The organism is Nostoc sp. LPT (assembly GCF_017115165.1).
Taxonomy (GTDB): Bacteria; Cyanobacteriota; Cyanobacteriia; order Cyanobacteriales; family Nostocaceae; genus Nostoc.
This window is the reverse complement of sequence record NZ_JABXKF010000048.1, coordinates 108,242-129,172: the sequence shown is the minus strand read 5'-3', so window position 1 is coordinate 129,172 and position 20,931 is coordinate 108,242. Positions and strand designations below refer to the sequence as shown.

Here is a 20,931-nt window from a genome sequence, read left to right as displayed (position 1 = left end):
AAGAACTACAAGTGCGGTTGCCAGTGGGTGGTTTACTGGTAACAGATATGGGCTTCTATGGGTTTGAGTGGTTTGACCAATGGTTATTAAAGCCTGTGGACATAGATGAGTTGGTTAGGGCGATCGCTCACCTAACAGGACGGTCAATATTGCTCGGTGAATTAACTTCCTCATATTGATAAAGCTTTTTACCCCAAGTTTGTGTATTTAGGGTGAATACTTATTCCGCTTCATGCGTTGCAATAGAAATAGCAGACTATAGCAAGCAATAAAAGGACGGCATGGCAACGGATCAAAAAATCAATCAAGAAACTGAGTTAAATTCGCTCCAGCACCTTATTGGAACCACTATCTTACTGGTAGAGGATGAGCCAGATATTGCAGATTTGCTCACTTTCATTTTGGAAACAGCAGGTGCAGAGGTAATGGCTTTAAGCGATGCAGAAACAGCCCTTGACTTGATCGAATCGCTTCATCCCGATATTCTAGTGTGCAATGTGAAGTTGCCCGATCATGATGGAAATTGGTTAATTGAGCAAATTCGAGTGAATTCTTGCCCATCTATAAGAGAGTTGCCTGCGATCGCTATCACTTCTTATACACGGGAAGTCTCAAGCCATAAGGCTTTGAATGCTGGTTTTGATCGATTTCTAGTCAAGCTTGAAAGTCCAGAGGAAATTGTAGATGAGATTGTTCACCTGTTATTTCCCGATCCTTAAATATAACTAGCCGACCTTCATCTGGTTTTTGAGACTGATTTCACACAACACGCTGTGGGAGCGCACAGCTAATTATACACTCCTACAAAGGACTTTAAGAAAAGAAACCATATAAACCCTAACTGGGTAGGATAAAATGTTGGATATATTTATTAACCTCGTTGAAAACCCTTTGCTGGCTTTTGTTGCCCCTTACCCTTTGGCTTCGATTTGTTAACTTCTCCTAAAGCTTCCTGAAATAAATTATGTAAATGTATGGGTACACTGGCAATGTCTGGCAACTCTGGCTCAATAGGTTTGTGAAATTCTTGCAAAAGCGTATCCAAGTCATTTTCAAGCCTAAACTCTGGACGTTGCAAAAATGTTTGCAACAAATTTTCTAATTGAGTTGGATACTGTTGCGCTAATCGATGCCAAATAAAAGCATTAATACTTTTATCTTCGAGGTAGTAGCGAATTAGTTTTTCTCCCCCTTGCACACTTTGCCAGTCCTCTGCCGATAAGATTGCTTGTACCTTACTATATGTTGGTAAAAACATTTGTCCCCAACGGGGATGAGAAAGAGCTGTTACCTGTTCTGCTTTCTTGAGTTCAGCAGGCAAATCAACCTTTGGCATAACCATTTTGCTCTTGCTGCTTTTGCTGTTAAACATCTCAGAGACTACGTTGGAATCAGCACCAAATTCTTGTGCGGCTGCTTTTATTTCTTCGTCGCCAATGCCAGCTGCTTCTGCCACTTCAGCAAGAGATTTAGAAGTATCAATTCCTGCGGCTGCAAAGGTTTTTTCAGTAATTACTTCTTGAAATTCCGCTATTTTTTTATTAAGTTGGTATCCAGGTAGTGTAATTTCATCAGTGCCAAAAAAGTCCACAAACTGCTGATGATATTTTTCTACTGACTGCCAAGCTTCTTCTAGCAAGTCTGGAGCATCGCTGTAAAGATTACTTTTATAGTTTTCTTTGAAATTACCAATTGCTACAGCAAGTTTTGGCTTACCTAATTTACCCATTATTGTGTAAGGGCCAGAAAACATCCAGTAGCTATCGGTAACGGGAGAAATGCGAGTTAGCAAGATTTCTCCGACTTTCAACCGAGATATTGCCTGTAATGTTTGAGTATTGTTTGGCTTGACAATGTAGTGTTTATCTGTCAACCAGTTCGTCAATTCAAATCCATCAGGGAAAATATTAGTGATGGCAAATAAGCCAATAAAACTATGATGCCAACTATTGATTAGGCTGCGATCGCTTTCTGCTAAATCTGGATGGCTTTCGATAAACAACTCTAATGGAGACTTATCACTGACTTTCCCGGCTGTCAAAAAGCTATCGATGGTTAAGTCTTGCTGTGTACTATCACCACTTCCACGACGCAACTGTTCTGCGGCATAAGCTTCCAGTGCTTGTGCCAGTTCGCCTTCAGCATCAAGGACAAAATCAACTAAGGCTTGTTTTAATTCGTGCGATCGTTCTAATATGACATCCACAAGTTAATCTCTCGGTGCAACAGATGTAAATTATAGCTTTTGAGAGAATTTCAGCATCTAGCTATTGCTAGATTTATGGAAATGCACACTTAGCAGAATAGGTTTTATCATTTTGTAGTTTATTGTATTATAAATATAATACAAATTATCTGAAGGGGTTCATCGGTGATGACAGCCGTAGAACTGGAAAATTTATCCAAGACGTTTACTCTGAGTAGGGGTTGGGGACGCAACCGCACGAAAAAAGAGATTGTTGCTGTAGATGGAATTAGTCTGAGCGTTCCAGATGGTCAAGCGATCGCCTTCATTGGTCCCAATGGGGAGGCGGGTTCGGTGGCTGATATTGCGATTGAAGACCCACCGCTAGAAGAGGTAATTGCACACATCTATGCTCAGGCAGCCTAATAATTCAGTGAACAATCTTAATAAATATACCTGGATTGGCTTGACGGCAGCTCGCTCCAACCTGGCTTATTGGGGAGAAGTTGCTTCCAGAGGAATTTTTTTGTTTGTCATTCTCTACATCTTCCTACAATTGTGGCGTGTCACCTATGCCGAGACGGATGCTGAACAGTTGGGAGGTTTAACGCTGGCTCAGATGCTTTGGTATCTGGGTATCACTGAGTCTATTGTCCTGTCCAGTCCCCAAGTTGCTTTAGAGGTAGACGAGGATGTACGGACAGGGGCGCTGGCAGTGCAACTAATACGCCCTTTATCCTACCCTTTGTATCGCCTGTGGACTACTTTGGGAGAGCGGACAGTGCGCTTCGGGTTGAATGTCGCGATCGCATCCTTAGTTGCACTACTGTTTGTCGGCACAATTCCTCTAAGTTTAGGAGGAATTTTATTATTCGTAGTGGCGCTACCACTGGCATTTGTATTAGATTTTTTGGCAACCTTCTTAGTGGGCTTAGGAGCTTTCTGGCTGGAAAATACCACCGGGCTAATGCTTATTTACTCTCGCTTAACGATGATTTTGGGTGGGATGCTGATTCCCTTGGAACTGCTACCAGAAGAGTGGCAGCCAGTACTACAAGCTCTACCCTTTGCCAGTATTTTGTATGGCCCGGCGCGTTTATTTGTGCATCCCGACCTAGCTTTTGCCAGTCAATTGTTAGTGCGGCAGGGAGTTGCTATCGGTGTGCTGGCTCTCTTGGTAGCCCTTGTCTATCGCACGGCAGTTAAACGTATCTACGCGCATGGAGGTTGATATGTTTTGGCGTTTACTTTCCTACTTACAATTAGCTGGCGCTTATATTCGCTTCAATTTGAACGCTCACTTAGAATATCGCGGCGCGTTCCTCACGCAAGTGGTGGCAATGGTACTGAATAACCTAGTGTGGGTGACATTTTGGGGGCTGTTTTTCACACGCTTTCCAGTGCTACGCGGCTGGACGGTGCAGGATGTAGTTACTCTCTGGGCGATCGCCGCAACAGGGTTTGGTCTGGCTCATACTATCTGCGGTAACGCTATGCAACTGACAAGTTTAATTGTCCAAGGACAGTTGGATGTGTGGATGTTGTACCCTCGTGCCCTTTTACCGCACTTACTACTAGGGCGGATGAATGCCACATCTTGGGGAGATATGCTGTTTGGATATGGGGTTTATTTGTTTTTTGTCAAGCCTGATGCAGTGCATTTGGCGTTGTTCACTGGTTTGACAGTTTCAGTGGCGACATTGTTTGTCGGCTTTAATATTTTGACAGGTAGCCTCAGCTTTTATTTAGGCAATTCCGAAGGACTGACACAACAGTGGCGAAATGCCATGCTTACCTTCAGTACCTATCCAGCGACTTTGTTTGAGGGATCGGTGAAGCTACTGTTGTACACGTTGATTCCAGCTGGATTTGTGACTTATTTGCCAATTGAGGCATTGCGATCGCTATCTTTGATTCATGCTGTGCTAGCTGTGGCTGGGTCAACTACCGTGCTGTTGGTTGGTGCAGCTGTGTTTTACCACGGTTTGCGTCGCTACTCCTCAGGCAATTTGATCCAGATGCGAGGTTGAGTTCAATGTTGGTGAGTTTTCTACTTTTTACCTTCGTCTCTTGCTGAGGACACAGTTGAAAAGTTATCTGTCAGGTAAGGTATCTACTGTGAGAAAGTAAATTTCTGTGGATAGCGTGAGCGATAAGCTCAATTGGGGAACTCTACGATAAGAGGTTACTACTTTCCTGGAGACAGCCATGACTAATACACAACAATCTATTATTCATGGTTTATATGAGTTTGATACAGTACTTTCTGCACTCTGGATAAGAGCCGGAGAATTAACTTATGAATTGGATGAAATTTTGAACAAGCCAGTTTATTTAGAAACACTAAAGCTTAAAAAATTAGAAGTAGTTACTCAATCATCTACATCCTCTCCGACACTAGAATTATTAACCCCAACGCCAAGAACAACAAACTCAGCTAGAGTTGTAACTTCTCATGTTGCAAGCGACGATAAAAAGATACTTGCCGGAATTTTTGCAATTCTGTTGGGAACATTGGGTATTCATAAGTTTATTCTGGGCTATACCAAAGAAGGCGTTATCATGCTTCTTATAACCCTGTTTACTGCTGGTTATAATGCATTTGTCATGGGTATCATTAGCATTATCGAGGGAATTATTTACTTAACAAAGTCGGATCGAGAGTTCGTACAAACCTATGTCAGCAGTAAAAAGGGCTGGTTCTGACATTCAAATTAAAAAGGTTGCCTAATAGACAACCTTCTGATGTAATTTATCAAACAGAATACATGCGTCAGTCGTCAGAAAAAAGCCATGAATTCTGACCGAAAAAGCGGATGAATAAACGGCGTTTTTGCACCCCCACGCTTATCTCTGATTTAGTGGTCAATAAGACAGTGGGGGATTCAGACCCCCACTGAAATATTGCTGACTCCTGAATTCTGACTTCTGAATTCTTCTTCAACAATGAATTACTTAGCAGCCTTAGCAGTCTTTTTCAAACCTTGCCATCTTTGTCGCAATCGCTGCAAGTTAGGCGTATGACCACCATATCGCCAACCAACATAGGCTTGACAAATTTCATCTATTACCTCAGCAGTTGCTAAAGCATGATGCTGGTATGAGACTCTGGCATACTCTAAAGGTGTTTGTGCTGGATGTTTGCCTAAACCTTTTTGGGTTGTCCATTGCAGCATTTGTTGATAAAGGCTCTCCATCGCTGGCAATTTCTTCAACCATCGGCGGTTGCGCCACTCTCGCCACTGACCCCAACCCAGCCAAGCGAAGAAAGCCGTTGTAGTCCCCACAATTAAGCCAGTCAATACACCAAACCAACCTTGAGAGAATAAAGCTAAAAACCAAGCGATCGCTCTAATCACCCACTTAAATATTGTCTCAAATACATTATTTAACAAACCTGTCACCGGAGAAGGTAGCCAGCCAGCAACCCAATGCCACAATTGGCGCAACACACTAAAAGTCTGAGTATCTTCAATGGATGGTGGAATCAGAGGATGATTGGGAATAGGGTCAAAGGCAAACCAACCATATTTCGGAAAATACACTTCCGTCATCGCATAAGCATCAGTATTACGGACAACATACAGCCCTGTAAATGGATTAAACTCTCCTGGACTAAACCCTGCTACCAACCGCGCGGGGATGCCAATGGAACGCAACATTACTGTGAGAACTGTTGAAAAGTGGTCTGGATAACCTCCTTTTTGCTTAAACAAAAAAGTTTCTACCAAGTCTTCTTTTTCACTCAAATAAGGTAGTTCTAAAGGATTTTGGGGAACAGAGTAGCGTTGCTTTAAATATTGAGCTAAGTAGAGAGCCTTCTCATAAGGTGAATCCAGGCTTTTAGTAGACTTTGCGACTTTTTCTTGATTGTAATTAGCGAGAATTTCTTCGGTACGTTGCCGGACTTTTTCGGCAATTTCGGGAGGAATTTGGAGATAATGCTTTGTAATTTGTTGTGGATATTTCGTAGAAGCTTCACCTAACAAAGTGCGATCGCGGTATGGTACTTCGGAAATTACTGTGTAGGTAAAACCTTCTGATAATTCTACAGGCGATCGCAATCCGTCTTCTTTATCAACAGCGATCACTGGTGCTGGAAAGTAAATTTCTTTGGGATAAGTCATCGCTGGAATCAGATTAGGCAAATCCGACACCACTGTATAAGTTTGTACTACCTCTTGGGTTTTACTAGTAATCACAGATGGGGAAAGAAAAATTTGGTAAGACCAAGGCGATCGCCTAACAGTCGTCACATCTTCATTGCGAGAAACTTCCCATCCCTTACCTGTATAGCGATCGAATGCTAATACTCGCCAAAAACCCTCAGCTTGCGATCGCACCCGCATTACAACCTTGGGTTTCATCTCGCCCCGCAAGTTTTGGTTTATTTGGCTATTAAAACCGTAATAAAAATTATTATCTATTTTACCTGGTTGACCAGTTTTATTTTGTCCCGTACCACCGCTACCACTGCCTTGATTCTCACCTTTACCTTGGCGGATATAACCGGGATTAATGATACTACGACCTGTGAAATTACTTTTTACTTGAATAGCAGAACTTACAGGAAAATTCCGTAATTGATAGCCAGGAAATCTGGGCAAAATAGCAAAAATTGCCAGCCCTAGACCGACAATTAGTAAAAAAGTTAGAATTAAAAATTTAAAATTAAGACTTGAGGAATTCTTCTGATCGAATTTTTCATTTTTTATTTTTAATGGCTGCAAACCCAAGCGTGAGCGGTAATCTAGTACTAAAGTTGGCAGAGCGATCGCTAAAAATAACAGCAGTACAGGTGCAAATGCTAAAGTCTGACTTAGGGTTGCTGCCACACCCAATAAAATCAGTCCGATAACAATCGAATAGCCCAAATTTTTCCGGCGCGGTGTATCAAAGCTATGCAACACCTGGAGTTGAATTAATAACTCTGCCAAACCCAAGCGCGTATCATTCAACTCTCCCACTAATCGCCCAAAGAAAGCACCCAGTGCTACTAACATTCCGATGGCGATGCAGAATTTAATTGCAACATTGCGATCGCGGCGACGATAATAACTCCAAATTGTACCCACTACACTTAGGGGTAACGCCCAAAAACTGAATGAAGTTTCAGCGGCAATATCCGTCGCCACAATTCCCAAAATAACCAACGCTAGCACCAGCACCCGCAAAAAAATAGAATCTTCCACTTCAATCAAAGCCGAACCCTGCGGATTTTGTCGCCATAAATTACCTACAGGGCCACGCCAAAACCGATTCATCCTGGATAAGTTAAACATTTGAGTCTAAGTGTAGATGCTACGGTAACTAATGCTGAGGACGAAACTAGTTCGCCCTACTTTAAAGTATTCCCCTTAGCAGAAGCTTTCTTATCCTGCCTTTAAACATCTATGAAGGTTTACCGCGTATTTTACAAATTAAAATCCTCGCGGAAGTTTCAAAATCCTGTTGTCAACCTTTGCTTCCCTTATTCTGACGGAGACTATGTGCCAAAGGAACAGCCAGGTTAGCTTACCTTCCCTTAGAAGTACATAAAGCTCATTGCACCGTATCCCGCCAAAGCTACGGTTTATCTCCCGTCCCGAAGAGCCTACGGTGTACACACAAGTTATCCGATTACCCAAAAGTCCTCCAAAACCTCACCCTGTCCTATTGGACATCCCTTTCCTTAATAAGGAGCTACGGTGTACACACAAGTCCTAAAATCCTTGCCTGGTAAGATACAAGCGTTAGTAGGCAAGGTTTTGAGTTTATCAAGTTGATTATCAATAATGTCAGCTAATTGATATAGACTTAACGCATTAATTTTAATAGTCATTAGACCTCTTGCAAAAATAAATTATGGTACAATGATGAATTATAAAAATTTGCTTTCTATCTCTATCACATATCCCAATGTAGGTAACAAAAGTTCTCTGTATAGATTCGGATATGGATTTTTTATAAAATCTTTAGCTATACCACAAATTTTTTTAAAGAGGTCTATTGATTTAGAAAAATAGTCACGTATTACGCGGTTAACGTCAGCTTCATTTTCAGCAACTTAACTAAATTTCATTTATTTAGAAGCCGTCTTAGGTAATCATTGACCTTTGCAAGTTCATTACTAACGTTATTTATGGTTTTTTGTGTTTGGTTTGCAATATATCTTACTGGTTTTGTAGTGATAGAAACCAAAACTCCAACAGGCTGACTTCCAATAATTGGTTTTATTATGTTTGGATAGAGTTTAACTAAATCATCAGCACCAAGTTGATATTCAAATTTTAAACCATTTACACTTCCATTTAACTCAAAAAAATCAGGGTTTTGCTTAAATGGACTTCATTGCAAGTTTAAGTTAAGATTAATCTTTGGAATGACTGCATTGAGATTTAGACCGTCTCCAACTTTATAATTAATTTCTTTAATACCAGAAGTAGAAGATACACACACTCCATAGATTCCCCCCACAAAATAATATCCATAAGGATTGCAATAATTGAATATTGTTCTTGATACACCTTTTGGGTAAACGCAACTAGCACTCCAAACTCTGTAGTTATATTCTTTACTAAGGCGATTTAAATCAACTTTTACTAAGGTCGTACCACCAGCAGCGGCTGACCGCTCACACGCTTGTTGTGCATCAGGATAAATTTCTGAGCGAATAGTAGCAGCGTGCCATTCTGCGGGTTTAATTAAAGGTAATAATTCTACATTTTTTGCTTGAGATGGTACGGCAACGAAAATTTGCTGACCAATTAAAGTTATAGCTGTCACAGCAAGAAGAACAAGCCATCAAACACGGCGACGCAAAAGCACAAGGCATCACTAGAACGCAACATCTATTAAGAATACCGCTGATCAAAACGAAAAAATTACGTTTTTTAATTTCTTGTAACTTAACTCATTTTATTTATGACTACAGCATATAGCACTTTAATAGGTCAGTTGCTGGATAGCGGCAATTGACTATCCGAAGAAATTCCTTGTGAAAAATTGGTGTCTTGGTAAAATAGAGGCGAGGTAAAATCAGCACGACACAAGAAACTGACTTGTTCCCCAGGCTGTGCTAGTAACCGAGTGGACTGACGAGTAGCCACTAAAAATCAGTTAGTGGGATGCAGGTGAGTCTACACCCACTGGTTAGTTGTAACCACGCCTTGAGTTTTGCAAACGATATAAGTAAGCACCCTGTTGCTAGTAGTGTCGAGAGGGTAAAAAAGCCCCAAGGCAAGAGTAAGGCAATGGTTACCTTAAGATATTTAGCATTGATCAACGTAACCTACTAGCTGTGGCAATTAAGGTTACACAGTGGGATTAATGACAAACAAAAGCGGTTGTTCGTCTATTTCTGGAAATTCAACTTCTAGGGTATAAGTTGGGTTAAGTTGCTCGCAGCCTAACTCTACATTTAAGTATCCCGAAGTTGAAGATGTTGTCATTGCTAAAGTGCCGCTTCCCCGCAGCGTCAAAGTTCCTTTAACAGGTAACTCAGCTTGAACAAGTAACTTCGTAAGTTTACCTAGAGACTGGTATTCTACTCTGATATTCAAAGTACCAACACTGGTTAGCCATTGTCTTTCTACCACCGGACTGGTTGCTGAAAGTGGTAGAGTCAGATTTTCCAGCAATTGTTTAGCTGCTAGCAATGACAAAGCCATCTGTTGACGCGGTTGTAAATCTGAGTAATCGCTCTGAATAGCGGGCATTGCCTCCAGAGTACTTACAGACCGATAGGTGCTTCTTAGCACCAATCCAGCTATGTCATTTAGTGCTTGAGACTCATTGGGAAAAAAGTTCTCCACCACTTGAACTAATTTTGCCCCCAATGGCACTGAAGATGTCACTAAAGCCTGACACTGTTCTAGCAATTGCTGGAAAACTCTTTCTGGTAAGCGAGTCGGCAAGGTCAACTTTGACTGTTGTACCATCCATCCCCAGCTAGGAACGAGTGTCATTGACGGCTCATCAACAAAATCAGGATATTCGATTAATTGTGTTTCCCAGGGAAACAACGGTGGGTGGTCTTGGGCTTGAATTTGTAACCGATGCTTAAGGACAGCTTGAAAACGATCTTGCACAGTAGGAATTTCTCCCAGTTGAAAGGTCTGGGGCGTCCCTCCCAATTTTGGCTTACTGCTTTTTGAAACAGTGGCTTCCTTGAGGAGATTTTTTACCCCGTCATTTTCCTCACATTCTACCGATTGCTCGTTAGTTTTGACATCATCTGTCAATAACAAATCGAGACACTGGTGTTGTAAGGATTCTGAGTCACTATTCATGAGTAGATGCACCTGATCCGGAAACTAATGAGTTACGAATTTCCCAAGCTTGCTCAAGAATCTTAAACCATCGTTTTTGCAGTTGTGCCATTGACAGCCCTAAAGTTTTTGCTATTTTTTCATCAGCTTGTCCTTGTTGCTTCAACTCTAATAAAGACCGTTGCTTATTGTCCAGCTGTGCTGTGTATACTTGCCATTGCTGGGGAGTTAAGCCCAAATTGGTGTGCAGAGAAGCTTCCAGCCACTCGTGAACTAATTCCCAACGGTGCAACAGGGCAAACCGAATCAAATGATACTTAAAGCGCTGCTGTAAATAATCTCTCTGACGAGGGGTTAAACCTAAAATCGACTCAATTTCCTGTGCTGATAAATCCTGGAGGCGGAGGGAAAAATAATCAGCGCAGTCAGATTGTTGTCGTTGTTCGAGATAATTCATTAATTCTGTAACCACAACGGAACGCAAGGTGTCTTCTTCGGGTTCGGGTTCGGCTTGCGTTGCCATTGTGGAGCGCAATTGGTGAATTGCTGGCTCTTCCCAAGAACCATCACCTTCATTATTGCTACCTTCTGCGGCTTGTTCTATATCTACGCTGGTTTCTGGGGGCTGCTGTTGGGAAAAAGTTTGTGCCCGCAGGATAATTAGCTGTTGCTGACGACCTGGTAAGGGAATGCGTCGCTTGCCGTAGCGCTCGGTAAATGCCATATACTCGGACAATTCCAAGAGCGTCTGAGGGCGATAAGTGGCACCGAGTTGATTTTCTCGCCGGAAAGCGTTCAACGCCTCTAGATAAAAACTCTGGAGGAAATCTTCAATTATCGTCAGCCGCCCTTGATAGCTCAATTGTCTCTGAGGAGGATTAATATATCGATAAATAATTGCACTCAGAGTACTGTGTAATTCGACTCTGCCCCGATTTGAACCCAACTGATAGTACCTGAGACACTGTTGCAGTCGATGCCGAGCCAAGGTCATCGCCGAGCTTTCTACAGATCCAGAAGCTTGGATACGTTTACTCTCATGACAAATCCGGTAGACTTCGGTGGTAATACGTGTTGCGACGTCATGGCAATTCTGTTCCGAAGCTTTGGTTGACTGCTGAAACTCCTTGGACAGGAGTTGAAAGATCGCCTCCACGCCTGTAGAATTTTCTCCCAGAATAGTTGCAGATGGAATAGTTGCGGTTGCGGCTGAATTCATAGTCTCGGTTTTCAAAAGACCCTAACTTACTTAAATACAACCTGTAGGACTGTGGGTATTGGCTGGTTTGGTTTTACGTATAAGCTAAACGCAGGCCAATCCTATATTGAGGATATGGCTGATTTTATTATTCCCAATTCTGATGGAATTGTTCACATTTGATAGATGTTATTGCCATTACCCAAGAGCCCTATACAAGTCATTATGGATTTAGAAGCACAAATTCAATTGCTGATTGACAATGCACCTCGCGATGGGATGACACCACATCTTGTTGCAGCAATTGCTCCTGCCCTGAGAGCGATCGCTCAAAAATTACGCTACTCCCAGTACTATATTCTCCAAAATTCGGAGTCAAGCTGGGTTTTAACTACATTGAGCAATCGTGCTAACCCAGGATTGGAAAAATGTGTGATTTACGCTTTCCCTACCATACAGGATGTCTCTCTAATTTCCCCTGATGGGCTTGACCCTCAAATGCTAGCTAAAATTACTCCTGTCACCCATATTTTGTTCCAAATGGTGGCATTAGAACCCGTAGATAGTATCGTTTTTTTGGAGACGCCGGGTAAGACCACTCATACCGTCGAAGTTCGGCGCACTGAACTAGAAAAACTCATACAGAAACAGTTACGACAAAAGCGATCGCCTAAACAGATCCCCCCTGATATTGCATAGAAAAAATTTGGATGTGGAGTTTTTTAGATACAACCCCACATCCAAATTTTTAAATCTCAAATTCTTTTAAAAAAGTTTTCTAAATCAGTGAAAAAAGAAATTTTTCCTTTCCGTTACACCATACGACTAACTCAACTCTCGGTTAAACCTAAAATTGATTAAAAAACAGTTATCAATGAACATTTTTTCATTTTAAAGTTTTAGTTTCCTAGTGAAGCAGAGTTTTATACTTAAGAACTTTCACATCAAAAAATATCTCTTTCTTTATTGTGAGGTGTTTCGTAACCAAAAGCAGGCAAGTCTTTAGAGTGAGCGCTGAGTTGAACACTATCCACTGCACAAGTAGTAGTAATTTATTTTTTAGAAATCCCTAAGAACTTTCAAATCAAAACCCCACTTTCTACTTGCTAAATAAGTGGATTAAATTAAACATAAAGCTGCCTTAGTGTGTTAAAGCGTTGCATGACACAACATTTCAGGTTTTCGGTGGGTTACGGAAGCCACAACACACCTACATCTAAATCCCCACTTTCTACCTGAGAACTGATAACTGATTTAATAGAGGCGACTCAGTGTGTACTCAGCGATGTTAATCAATGCTTGGTGGGATTCTGAGAATGGGAGAACCGCAAGATGTTCAATTGCCAACTTAGCATGGTGAGCAGCTAACTCTCGCGCCTGCTGTATACCTTGACTATCTTGAATCAGTGCTAGTGCTTGCTCTAAATCTCCTTCTTGAGCAAACTCTCGTTCAATCAGCACTTCCAAGGATGGTTTTTGGGCTAAAGCAAATAAAACAGGTGCAGTCAGATTACCGCTTTTGAGATCAGACCCCACTGGTTTACCCAAGGTATCTGTTGTACTGGTGAAATCTAAAATGTCATCAACAATTTGAAATGCTATACCAAAATGACGACCGTAGCTATACAGATGCTCAACAGTTTCTCGCGAGACTTCACTGAGTAACCCAGCAGCTTTAGAACTGTTGGCGATTAACGAAGCTGTTTTGTAGTAACTCTTCTCAATGTACGTTTCAATAGAGATACCAGCATCAAAACGATTTAGTCCCTGCTGAATCTCCCCAGTAGCCAAATCCATAATGACTTCTGAGAGCAGTTTCACTACCTCCAAATTATCCAAGTTTGCTAAATACCAGGACGATTGGGCAAAGAGAAAATCTCCTGCTAAGATGGCAATGCGGTTCCCGAACAAACTATGAACGGTGGGAACGCCTCGCCGCACATCTGATTCATCTACCACATCGTCATGTACTAAGCTTGCTGTGTGAATCATTTCTGTAATCTCAGCAAGGCGACGATGACGCTGCGTAATGTCTTGTTCTAACATTGTTGCCCGCGATATTAGCAGGACAATTGCTGGTCTGATACGCTTTCCCCCAGCTCCGAATAAATGTTCGGCTGCTGCAAACAGAATGGGGTGGCGATTTCCAACTAGCTGTTTTAGATTATCTGCTAGTAGTCGCAGGTCTGTTTCCACAGGGGTAAACAGGGAGGTGGCTGGGGTCATGGATGGGCGGACTCTGACTTAGGTTACGAAAGTTTACATATCCTATACTCATTTTAAGATAACCCTGTGCCAGCGCAAAGTTTTCATCAGGTAATCCCATTTTTATGAGTCTATGGGTGATGATTAAGGTTACTGAAATTTTTGTCAATAAGCAATTATGCTTAATTTGTGGCTACTCAAACTTTAAACTAACTTAAAAGATGAATTCTTAGTACACAGGATGAATGTCAGATTAAATTATGTTAAATAGTTTCTCATTTCACCTTTCTTGCCATAGTTCTTAAGATAATTTAAGCAATATTACTTATTGACAAAAATTAAGCGATTTAAATCTGTCGCCAAGAGTAAGGCGAAATTTCTCTCGATTGAGGTGTAGCTCTTGAAAAAATTTGAAATTTAGCAGCCGAACAAGCTCAAAATTCAGGATCGTTGTGTTACGCTAAAATATAGGAATTTTAAATTTTGTAAGATATTCACATTCTAAAAGTTAAGTCAGCTACTAGTTGATTTTACTGACTTGGTGTTGTGAGTATAAAATAAATATTCGTCGGTGAGGTTAAGGGAATAAATTCTTTAATTTTTCCTACGATACGCGAAACTCCTGGTTTGGAGCTGTGTGATATCCCTATGGGAAGCCGCTACACGTCAGTGCACGTTGAGCGCAAGCATTGCTCTTTTCACAGCAGTTTGAGCAAAAATAAAGTAGATCGAGTAGACCGCTGAAAATCGTAGTTTAGATTGTTAAATGGCAAGCTAACTGCTGTGGGATCTATGGTCTGCTAGAAGTCGCGTTAAATTATAAATTCTTTGTCCGTAGAGGATTTTATCTCTATAGGTAGTTTTACCATAGGAAACTACAGCCATTAAGAATGCACTTGTTTGGCTGAGGTTCTACTAATTTTATGGAATTTTATATTCGTTTAGAACGGTGCTAGTAGAACAATGATTTACGGAAGTATACCTATGATGATTTTTATTTTAGCCTCTGGATATTTGTTCACAGTCTACCTATTATTAGCACTGGCGAAGCGAACGGGTACAAAAACTGTTCCTACAAGTTTTTCTTCATCATCTGAAGGAAAACACAAGCGGGAGATATCAGTTAATAGTCAATAGTCATTTGTCATTTGTCATTTGTCCTTGATCCTTGGTCATTTGTTTTGAGAAATGACTAAGGACTAAGGACTAATTAGTTTTATTGGAGTTGGGAAATAGCGATATCAGTGAAGGAAACCTCTTCAACCATCGGGGTATAGCCTAGCCACTGCACTCCTGACTGGGAAAACTGTTGCGGAGAACCGCTGACGGCGAAGCGAGTTGGTAATGGTAGATGAGTATTTCTTAAACCTAGTAAGTCTAGTTCTTGGGCACAAGCTGCCACAACATGAACAGCTGGATCGACCAACTGAACTTGAGAGGGGAGGAGCGATCGCAGTACTGGTGTAAGGTGGGGATAATGAGTACAGCCGTGAACTAGGGTGTCAATTTCCTGCTTTAATAAAGGCTCTAGGTAGGCTCGTGCGACTTGTGCAGTGTAAGGATCGTGAATGCGGTTTTGCTCGATGAGTGGCACAAACTCTGGACATCCTACTTGCCAGACTTGGACATCAGGAGCAATTTCGAGAATAGCGTGCTTATAAGCATTACTCTTAGCTGTCGCTGGAGTGGCAATTACACCAATCCGCTTTCCTTGCTGCACCGCAGCTTTTGCCCCCGGTAGGATTACTCCCAAAATGGGTATGCTAAATTCTTGACGCACAGTTTCTAAGGCTAAGGCGGAACTGGTGTTGCAAGCCATAATTACCATTTTTACCTGCTGCTGTTGTAGCCAGGTAATGATTTCACGTGTAAATCGTAAAATTTCTGCTTGTGAACGAATTCCGTAAGGAAGTCTAGCTGTATCCCCAAAGTAAACAATTGATTCATTGGGGAGTTGTCGATATATTTGTCGCAGTACTGTCAGCCCACCCACACCACTATCAAAGATGCCAATTGGGGCACGTTGGGGTTCTTGAGCGGAAAAATCGTCAAGATTCCCTTCAAAAATGGAAGATGAATACACAGGCAGATATATATTTAGGTTTTGGGATTTAAAATACAGAATTTAGCAGAGAATCTCTAATTTGACTACTAAATTCTGCGCGTCAAAGAAGTTTAAATACCACCTCTTTAATTAGTAATTTGTACTATATTACCTCTGCTGTAAGTATTTTAGAATGCCACGAGCGATCGCTTCTGCCATGCGATTTTGATATTCTGGTGTTCCTAATCTAGGATTATCCTCATAACCAGTCATATAGCCTGTTTCTACCAAAATCGAAGGCATGGAGCTTTTCCTGAGAACGTAGAATCTGGCTTTGCGGGTTCCCCGGTCTTTGATAGTACCGATGTCCTGGAGAATGGTTTTACGAACTACTTCAGCCAGGTTGTAACCACTATCGAAATAATATACCTCTAATCCATTGACATCAGGACGATTATCAACAGAATTAGCGTGAATGCTAACAAACAAAGTCGCATTAACCCGCTTGGCAATATCTACCCGTCCCTGAAGTTCCACGAAAAAGTCGGCATCCCGCGTTAGCACTGCTTGTACGCCATTTTGCTCTAAAATTGCTCCTACCCTTTTGCCAATAGGTAGAATTACATTCTTTTCCAAAAGTCCTCCCAAACCAGGGGCACCTGAGTCTTTTCCCCCATGTCCTGGGTCAATAACTACCAGCAATTTTCCTCTGGGAATTGAGGGGCGTGGCTGTGGCTGGGAGATGGGACGGGGATTATCTATGGGATTTGGTAATTGACCTTGGTCTGGCGATGGCAGTGGAGGTAAAGCAATGGGCGGTGTGATGCTGCTAACAGAGCGTCGTAATTCTAAAGCTAAAAGCTGGTCGCCAACCTGGTTAAGTTCTCCAATTTGTACTCCGGCTGCTGGTTGAACTAAGACGACAACAGTATTGGATTCTTGTGGTTGCAGGCGTACTCGCAGAATCGGGCTATTAGGATTGAAAGTCGGCCCTGTAACTTTAGGAGCTAACTTAGCATTGTTGATAGTAATGCGGAACAGACCAGAGGTTCTATCCCAGCCTCCTGTAGCAGATAAAGTTTGGTCGGCTCGAATCAGCAGTTGTGTGCCATTATTAGCTAGTTGCACAGACTGAATACTAGCAGTTGTGTTACTTGGTGCTATGGGACGTGGACTGTTATTTCCAGGCAGCTGGGCAACCCCACGACTGGGTAGAACTACAAAACCACCAGCACTACTAGTGGTTGCTCGCCAATTTGGACTATTTTCATCTACTTGTAAAGTCAGGCGAACAACAGATGGGCTGGTTTGCAGCTGGGTGAATTGAATACGGCTGACACCATAGCGATTAATCGATAAATCTCGCTGCTCTAAACTTGGTGATAGAGTTGCACCAGCAATGTCGATGTTAATTGCCTTTTGATCGTTACTACGATTTACCTGAATCTGAGGATTGCCACCATTGGTGCGGACAAAAAACCCATCACCAGTAACTTGTAAGTTCTCAATTTGAGTAACTTTGGCGACAACCATTCTGTTGTTAAGTGGATTTACAGAGCCGCTTGTCACCACATTGTAAATATTCCTTGGGGGAAATGTTGGTGTAGATGTTCTGGGTGAAGTATCAGTGGCTATAGCTTGTTCTGGTTGCCCCTCAGTGTTTCTTGCGGGTACATTGTCGGCTTCTGGCGTAGGTAATTGCACTGTCCAGCGATCGCCAGTTGTACCCACAAATTGCACTCGTTTGGGGTCTAAACTATAACCAGGAGTCAGTTCAACCACTATGCGCGTTGTTTGTTCGTCAAACTGCCCAACACGGATAGAACGAATTGCACCGCCCACTTGTTGGGTTAGCTGCGGGCGACCAAATGAGGTTCCTGGTAAATCAATTACTAGACGAGTCGGGTTAAAAATTAATTGTGCTTGGGGTTGAACATCCCCTTGAGTATTAATTTCCAGCTTGTTTTGATTGGCATCAAAACGCCAAGATTCAAGTCTCGCGGCCATTGCCGGCGACGATAGCATGAAGATGGTTCCAATAGTACTGGATAGTAACCAGCGTAATTTCACAGTCTTTTCTCCTGATTCACATTTATGGGAGCCGTCAACATCTCAACATATTGGCTAATCCTCACACCGTCACCGCGCACACTTGAGTTTTGCGCTGTTATTTCAGACACAGCTAATGGCGTAAAATATAGCACGCTCCTCTGATTTTGCCATGTCATTAGCCTATATAGATTTGACTGCAAATTTTAAATTTTAGATTCCCGATTTTAGTTTTTTGCCAGACTAGTACCGCAAGGCGGAATTCAAAATTCAAAATTCAAAATTCAAAATTAATGCACCGTAAGCGTTTCATTAATTTGGAAGGGGTGGTTTATTTACGCCGTGCTGTACTAGCGTCCTGCTACACTAACACCTGTTGTAGGTGATACAAATCCAAAATCTCAAATCCAAAATTTGTTGACTTGCAAAGTATCAAATGACAATAACAAAGAAGCTACTCTTATCCCGCCGCAAGAATACTTAAATTGTTTTACTACTAAATTGGATAAAAATGGTAAAGATTAGATGTACTTACTCAACAATTTAAAAATTTAGGCTAAATTACTTATCTTCTCTTGAGATACTGAAGAACGCCACGAGCGATCGCTTCTGCCATTTGATTTTGGTAAGCTGAAGTTCTGAGCCTAGCCATATCCACTCGACCAGTCATATAACCCGTTTCCACGAGAATGGAGGGCATAGAACTTTTTCTGAGCACATAAAATCTGGCTCGCCGCACTCCCCTGTCTCTGATATTCAGGCTTTGGAGAATACTGTTATGGACAATGCGAGCTAGACCCAAACCACTGTCGTAATAATACGTTTCCAAGCCATTAACATCTGGACGACTCGCACCTGCTGAATTAGCGTGAATGCTAACAAACACATCAGCATTGGCTCGCTCTGCTAATTGCACCCGTCCCGGAAGGGTAACAAAATAGTCAGAATCCCGCGTCATAACTACTTGTACGCCATTTTGCTGCAAAATCTCAGCAAGTCTCTTACCGATAGGCAAAATAACATCTTTTTCGCGTGCCCTCCCAATGCCAAGCGCTCCTGAGTCTTTACCACCATGTCCGGGGTCAATAACAACTACCACTCGCCCATTGGTAACTCGACGCTGTGGTTGTGTTAGGGGCTGAGGATTTGGATTGTTTGGGTCAGGGAATGGCCCGCGGTTTGGCGGTGGTAGCCCAGGTAAAGCAAAGGGTGGTCTTCCGGGGAGGGCGACAATTCGCCGAGAACCTTGTATTGGTACCAAAAGCCGGTCGCCGATTTGCTGGGGTTGCCCAAGTTGCACTCCTCCTGCTGGTTGAATTAAAACAACCACTGTATTGGATGCTTGAGGTTGCAGACGTACCCGAAGAATGGGGCTATTGGGAGCAAAAGTAGGCCCTGTAACTCTGGTAGCTAACTTGGCATTGGTAATTGTGACGCGGAAGATACCTGAGGATCTATCCCAGGTTCCCGTAGCAAATAAAGGTTGGTTGCCTCTAATTAGCAGTTGTTTGCCATTATCAGCAAGTTGCACAGACTCAATTGTTGCTGGCGAGTTATTGGTAGATGGTCTATTGGGAAAGGAAACGGCTTCTGACTGATTGTCCGAATTATTACTTCCAGGCAATCTGACAATGCGACTAGGTAGAACTATTAAACCACCATCGTTACTATTAGTTGCTTGCCAATCTGGGCTATTTTTATCTACCCGCAAAGTTAGGCGGACACCAGGAGGTTGGGTTTGCAATGAGGTGAATTCGACGCGGCTAATACCATGTTTGTTAACGGGTATATTCCTTTGCTGCGTCAGACGTGGTGATAAAGATGCACCAGAGATATCTACGAAGATGGTAGCGCGATCGCGGCTGCGAATTACCTGAATTGGAGGATTACCACCACTGGTACGAATGAACAACCCATCGCCTGTTACTTGTAAGTTTTCGATTTGAGTTACCCCTCGTGTAGTAGTGGCAACCCTTGAAATATTAGGTTGAGGTTGAGAGTTTGGGGTAACTACACTGTAAGCACTTCTAGGAGATGAAGCTACTTTTTCGACTGCTGGCTTCGGTAATTGCACCGTCCAGCGATCGCCAGTTCTACCAACAAATTGCACTCGTTTGGGGTCTAAAGTGTAACCAGGAGTAAGTTCGACAACTATGCGTGTTGTATCTACATCAAACTGTCCAACACGGATTGAGCGAATTCCACCACCCACCTGTTGGGTTAACTGCGGACGACCAAATGTAGTTCCCGGCAAATCAATTACCAGCCGAGTCGGGTTGAAAATTAATTGTGCTTGGGGTTGAACTGCTCCCACAGTATTAATTTCCAGCCTGTTTTGATTGGCATCAAAGCGCCAAGATTCAAGTCTCGCGGCCATTGCTGGCGACGATAGCATGAAGATAGTTCCAATAGTGCTGGGTAGTAACCAGTGTAATTTCACAGTCCTTTCTCCTAATTCACATTCATGGGAGCCGTCAATATCTCAACTCATTGGTAAATCATCACACCATTACCACCTCAACTTGACCTTTGAATCCCTTTTTTGATTTTTAAGCTGGAATTTAGACACACTTAAATCAGTTATCAGGTTTCAAATTCAGTTTAAATACCCATGCGAAACCTTCTACCTGTAGAGGTAGAGAACTCTGACTCCCAATAAAGCTAGAAAACTGATAATTGATAGCTGTTTACTGGTAAGTGTTTGTTCTTTGTTGCCATCGATGCACTGAGTAAATAATTCCCATTACTGTCAAACGATCTAGCAAGATTTATGGGTGTTACTCCCCAATTATCTGAAAAATATTTAGATAAAGGCTCACAAGCCAAGGGAGACTAGAAATTATAAACAAATGATTATTCTACAATCACACGGGACGGAGATTTGAGGATAGAAGTTTCCACTGCACAATTGGAGCAGAGGAGGAGAGAGCAGGGGAGCAGGGGGATAAGGGAAATGAGGGGGAATTATTGAATAAATCTCTCCCTTATCTCCCCCCTCTTC

General features: G+C 42.2%; 17 protein-coding genes. 7 read left to right on the top strand and 10 right to left on the bottom strand.

Going from position 1 to position 20,931, the window contains the following annotated elements; all coding sequences use genetic code 11:
• Positions 1 to 281: 281 nt before the first annotated feature.
• A complete protein-coding gene (locus HWQ58_RS11225; RefSeq protein ID WP_292861749.1) occupies positions 282 to 719 on the top strand; it encodes a response regulator in 438 nt (145 codons plus the stop codon).
• A gap of 152 nt (positions 720 to 871) precedes the next feature.
• On the opposite strand, the gene HWQ58_RS11220 is transcribed toward HWQ58_RS11225, so the two are convergent.
• The gene (locus HWQ58_RS11220; RefSeq protein ID WP_292861746.1) at positions 872 to 2,206 is read right to left on the bottom strand and encodes a hypothetical protein; all 1,335 of its coding nucleotides are present in this window, start codon (positions 2,204 to 2,206) and stop codon (positions 872 to 874) included.
• 168 nt (positions 2,207 to 2,374) lie between these two features.
• Here HWQ58_RS11220 and HWQ58_RS11215 point away from each other — a divergent pair, with 168 nt between their 5' ends.
• The 4 genes from HWQ58_RS11215 to HWQ58_RS11200 all read left to right on the top strand — a co-directional run bounded on the left by HWQ58_RS11215 (position 2,375) and on the right by HWQ58_RS11200 (position 4,891).
• Positions 2,375 to 2,611: a hypothetical protein gene (locus tag HWQ58_RS11215; RefSeq protein WP_292861743.1), complete on the top strand. Its 237-nt coding sequence runs from the start codon at positions 2,375 to 2,377 to the stop codon at positions 2,609 to 2,611.
• Positions 2,595 to 3,416 (top strand): ABC-2 family transporter protein, encoded by an 822-nt coding sequence (locus HWQ58_RS11210; RefSeq protein ID WP_292861740.1) that lies wholly within the window; start codon positions 2,595 to 2,597, stop codon positions 3,414 to 3,416. Before HWQ58_RS11215 ends, HWQ58_RS11210 begins: the two co-directional genes overlap by 17 nt.
• 1 nt (position 3,417) lies before the next feature.
• Positions 3,418 to 4,215, top strand: coding sequence for an ABC-2 family transporter protein (locus tag HWQ58_RS11205; RefSeq protein ID WP_292861737.1), 798 nt, complete (start codon positions 3,418 to 3,420; stop codon positions 4,213 to 4,215).
• Between the two features lie 448 nt (positions 4,216 to 4,663).
• Entirely contained in the window at positions 4,664 to 4,891 is a 228-nt protein-coding gene (locus HWQ58_RS11200; RefSeq protein WP_292861767.1) for an NINE protein, read from the top strand.
• Positions 4,892 to 5,136: 245 nt separating this feature from the next.
• Here the strand turns inward: HWQ58_RS11200 and HWQ58_RS11195 are convergent, their stop codons facing one another.
• The 5 genes from HWQ58_RS11195 to hetZ form a co-directional block, all read right to left on the bottom strand.
• Positions 5,137 to 7,449: a DUF3488 and DUF4129 domain-containing transglutaminase family protein gene (locus tag HWQ58_RS11195; RefSeq protein WP_292861734.1), complete on the bottom strand. Its 2,313-nt coding sequence runs from the start codon at positions 7,447 to 7,449 to the stop codon at positions 5,137 to 5,139.
• Between the two features lie 1,063 nt (positions 7,450 to 8,512).
• Positions 8,513 to 8,950: a hypothetical protein gene (locus HWQ58_RS11190; protein ID WP_292861731.1), complete on the bottom strand. Its 438-nt coding sequence runs from the start codon at positions 8,948 to 8,950 to the stop codon at positions 8,513 to 8,515.
• A gap of 167 nt (positions 8,951 to 9,117) precedes the next feature.
• Positions 9,118 to 9,273, bottom strand: a complete 156-nt coding sequence (locus tag HWQ58_RS11185; RefSeq protein ID WP_292861728.1) for a hypothetical protein — start codon at positions 9,271 to 9,273, stop codon at positions 9,118 to 9,120.
• Between the two features lie 204 nt (positions 9,274 to 9,477).
• Positions 9,478 to 10,455 carry a PatU gene (locus HWQ58_RS11180; protein ID WP_292861725.1) on the bottom strand — a complete coding sequence of 326 codons (978 nt, stop codon included), beginning with the start codon at positions 10,453 to 10,455 and terminating at the stop codon, positions 9,478 to 9,480.
• Positions 10,448 to 11,653: a heterocyst differentiation protein HetZ gene (gene hetZ, locus HWQ58_RS11175; RefSeq protein WP_292861722.1), complete on the bottom strand. Its 1,206-nt coding sequence runs from the start codon at positions 11,651 to 11,653 to the stop codon at positions 10,448 to 10,450. The genes HWQ58_RS11180 and hetZ overlap by 8 nt, the downstream gene beginning before the upstream one ends.
• A gap of 204 nt (positions 11,654 to 11,857) precedes the next feature.
• On the opposite strand from hetZ, the gene HWQ58_RS11170 reads away from it, so the two are divergent.
• Positions 11,858 to 12,331, top strand: a complete 474-nt coding sequence (locus tag HWQ58_RS11170) for a hypothetical protein (protein WP_292861719.1) — start codon at positions 11,858 to 11,860, stop codon at positions 12,329 to 12,331.
• 555 nt (positions 12,332 to 12,886) lie between these two features.
• Here the strand turns inward: HWQ58_RS11170 and sds are convergent.
• The gene (gene sds / locus HWQ58_RS11165) at positions 12,887 to 13,858 is read right to left on the bottom strand and encodes a solanesyl diphosphate synthase (RefSeq protein WP_292861716.1); all 972 of its coding nucleotides are present in this window, start codon (positions 13,856 to 13,858) and stop codon (positions 12,887 to 12,889) included.
• A 963-nt stretch (positions 13,859 to 14,821) separates the two neighbouring features.
• Between sds and HWQ58_RS11160 the strand changes: the two genes are divergently transcribed.
• Complete coding sequence (locus HWQ58_RS11160) at positions 14,822 to 14,974, top strand: hypothetical protein (protein ID WP_292861770.1); 153 nt, start codon at positions 14,822 to 14,824, stop codon at positions 14,972 to 14,974.
• Positions 14,975 to 15,053: 79 nt separating this feature from the next.
• On the opposite strand, the gene murI is transcribed toward HWQ58_RS11160, so the two are convergent.
• The 3 genes from murI to HWQ58_RS11145 form a co-directional block, all read right to left on the bottom strand.
• Positions 15,054 to 15,920, bottom strand: coding sequence for a glutamate racemase (gene murI, locus HWQ58_RS11155; protein ID WP_292861712.1), 867 nt, complete (start codon positions 15,918 to 15,920; stop codon positions 15,054 to 15,056).
• Between the two features lie 129 nt (positions 15,921 to 16,049).
• A complete protein-coding gene (locus tag HWQ58_RS11150; protein ID WP_292861710.1) occupies positions 16,050 to 17,951 on the bottom strand; it encodes an N-acetylmuramoyl-L-alanine amidase in 1,902 nt (633 codons plus the stop codon).
• Between the two features lie 544 nt (positions 17,952 to 18,495).
• Positions 18,496 to 20,370 (bottom strand): N-acetylmuramoyl-L-alanine amidase, encoded by a 1,875-nt coding sequence (locus HWQ58_RS11145; RefSeq protein WP_292861706.1) that lies wholly within the window; start codon positions 20,368 to 20,370, stop codon positions 18,496 to 18,498.
• Positions 20,371 to 20,931: the final 561 nt, after the last annotated feature.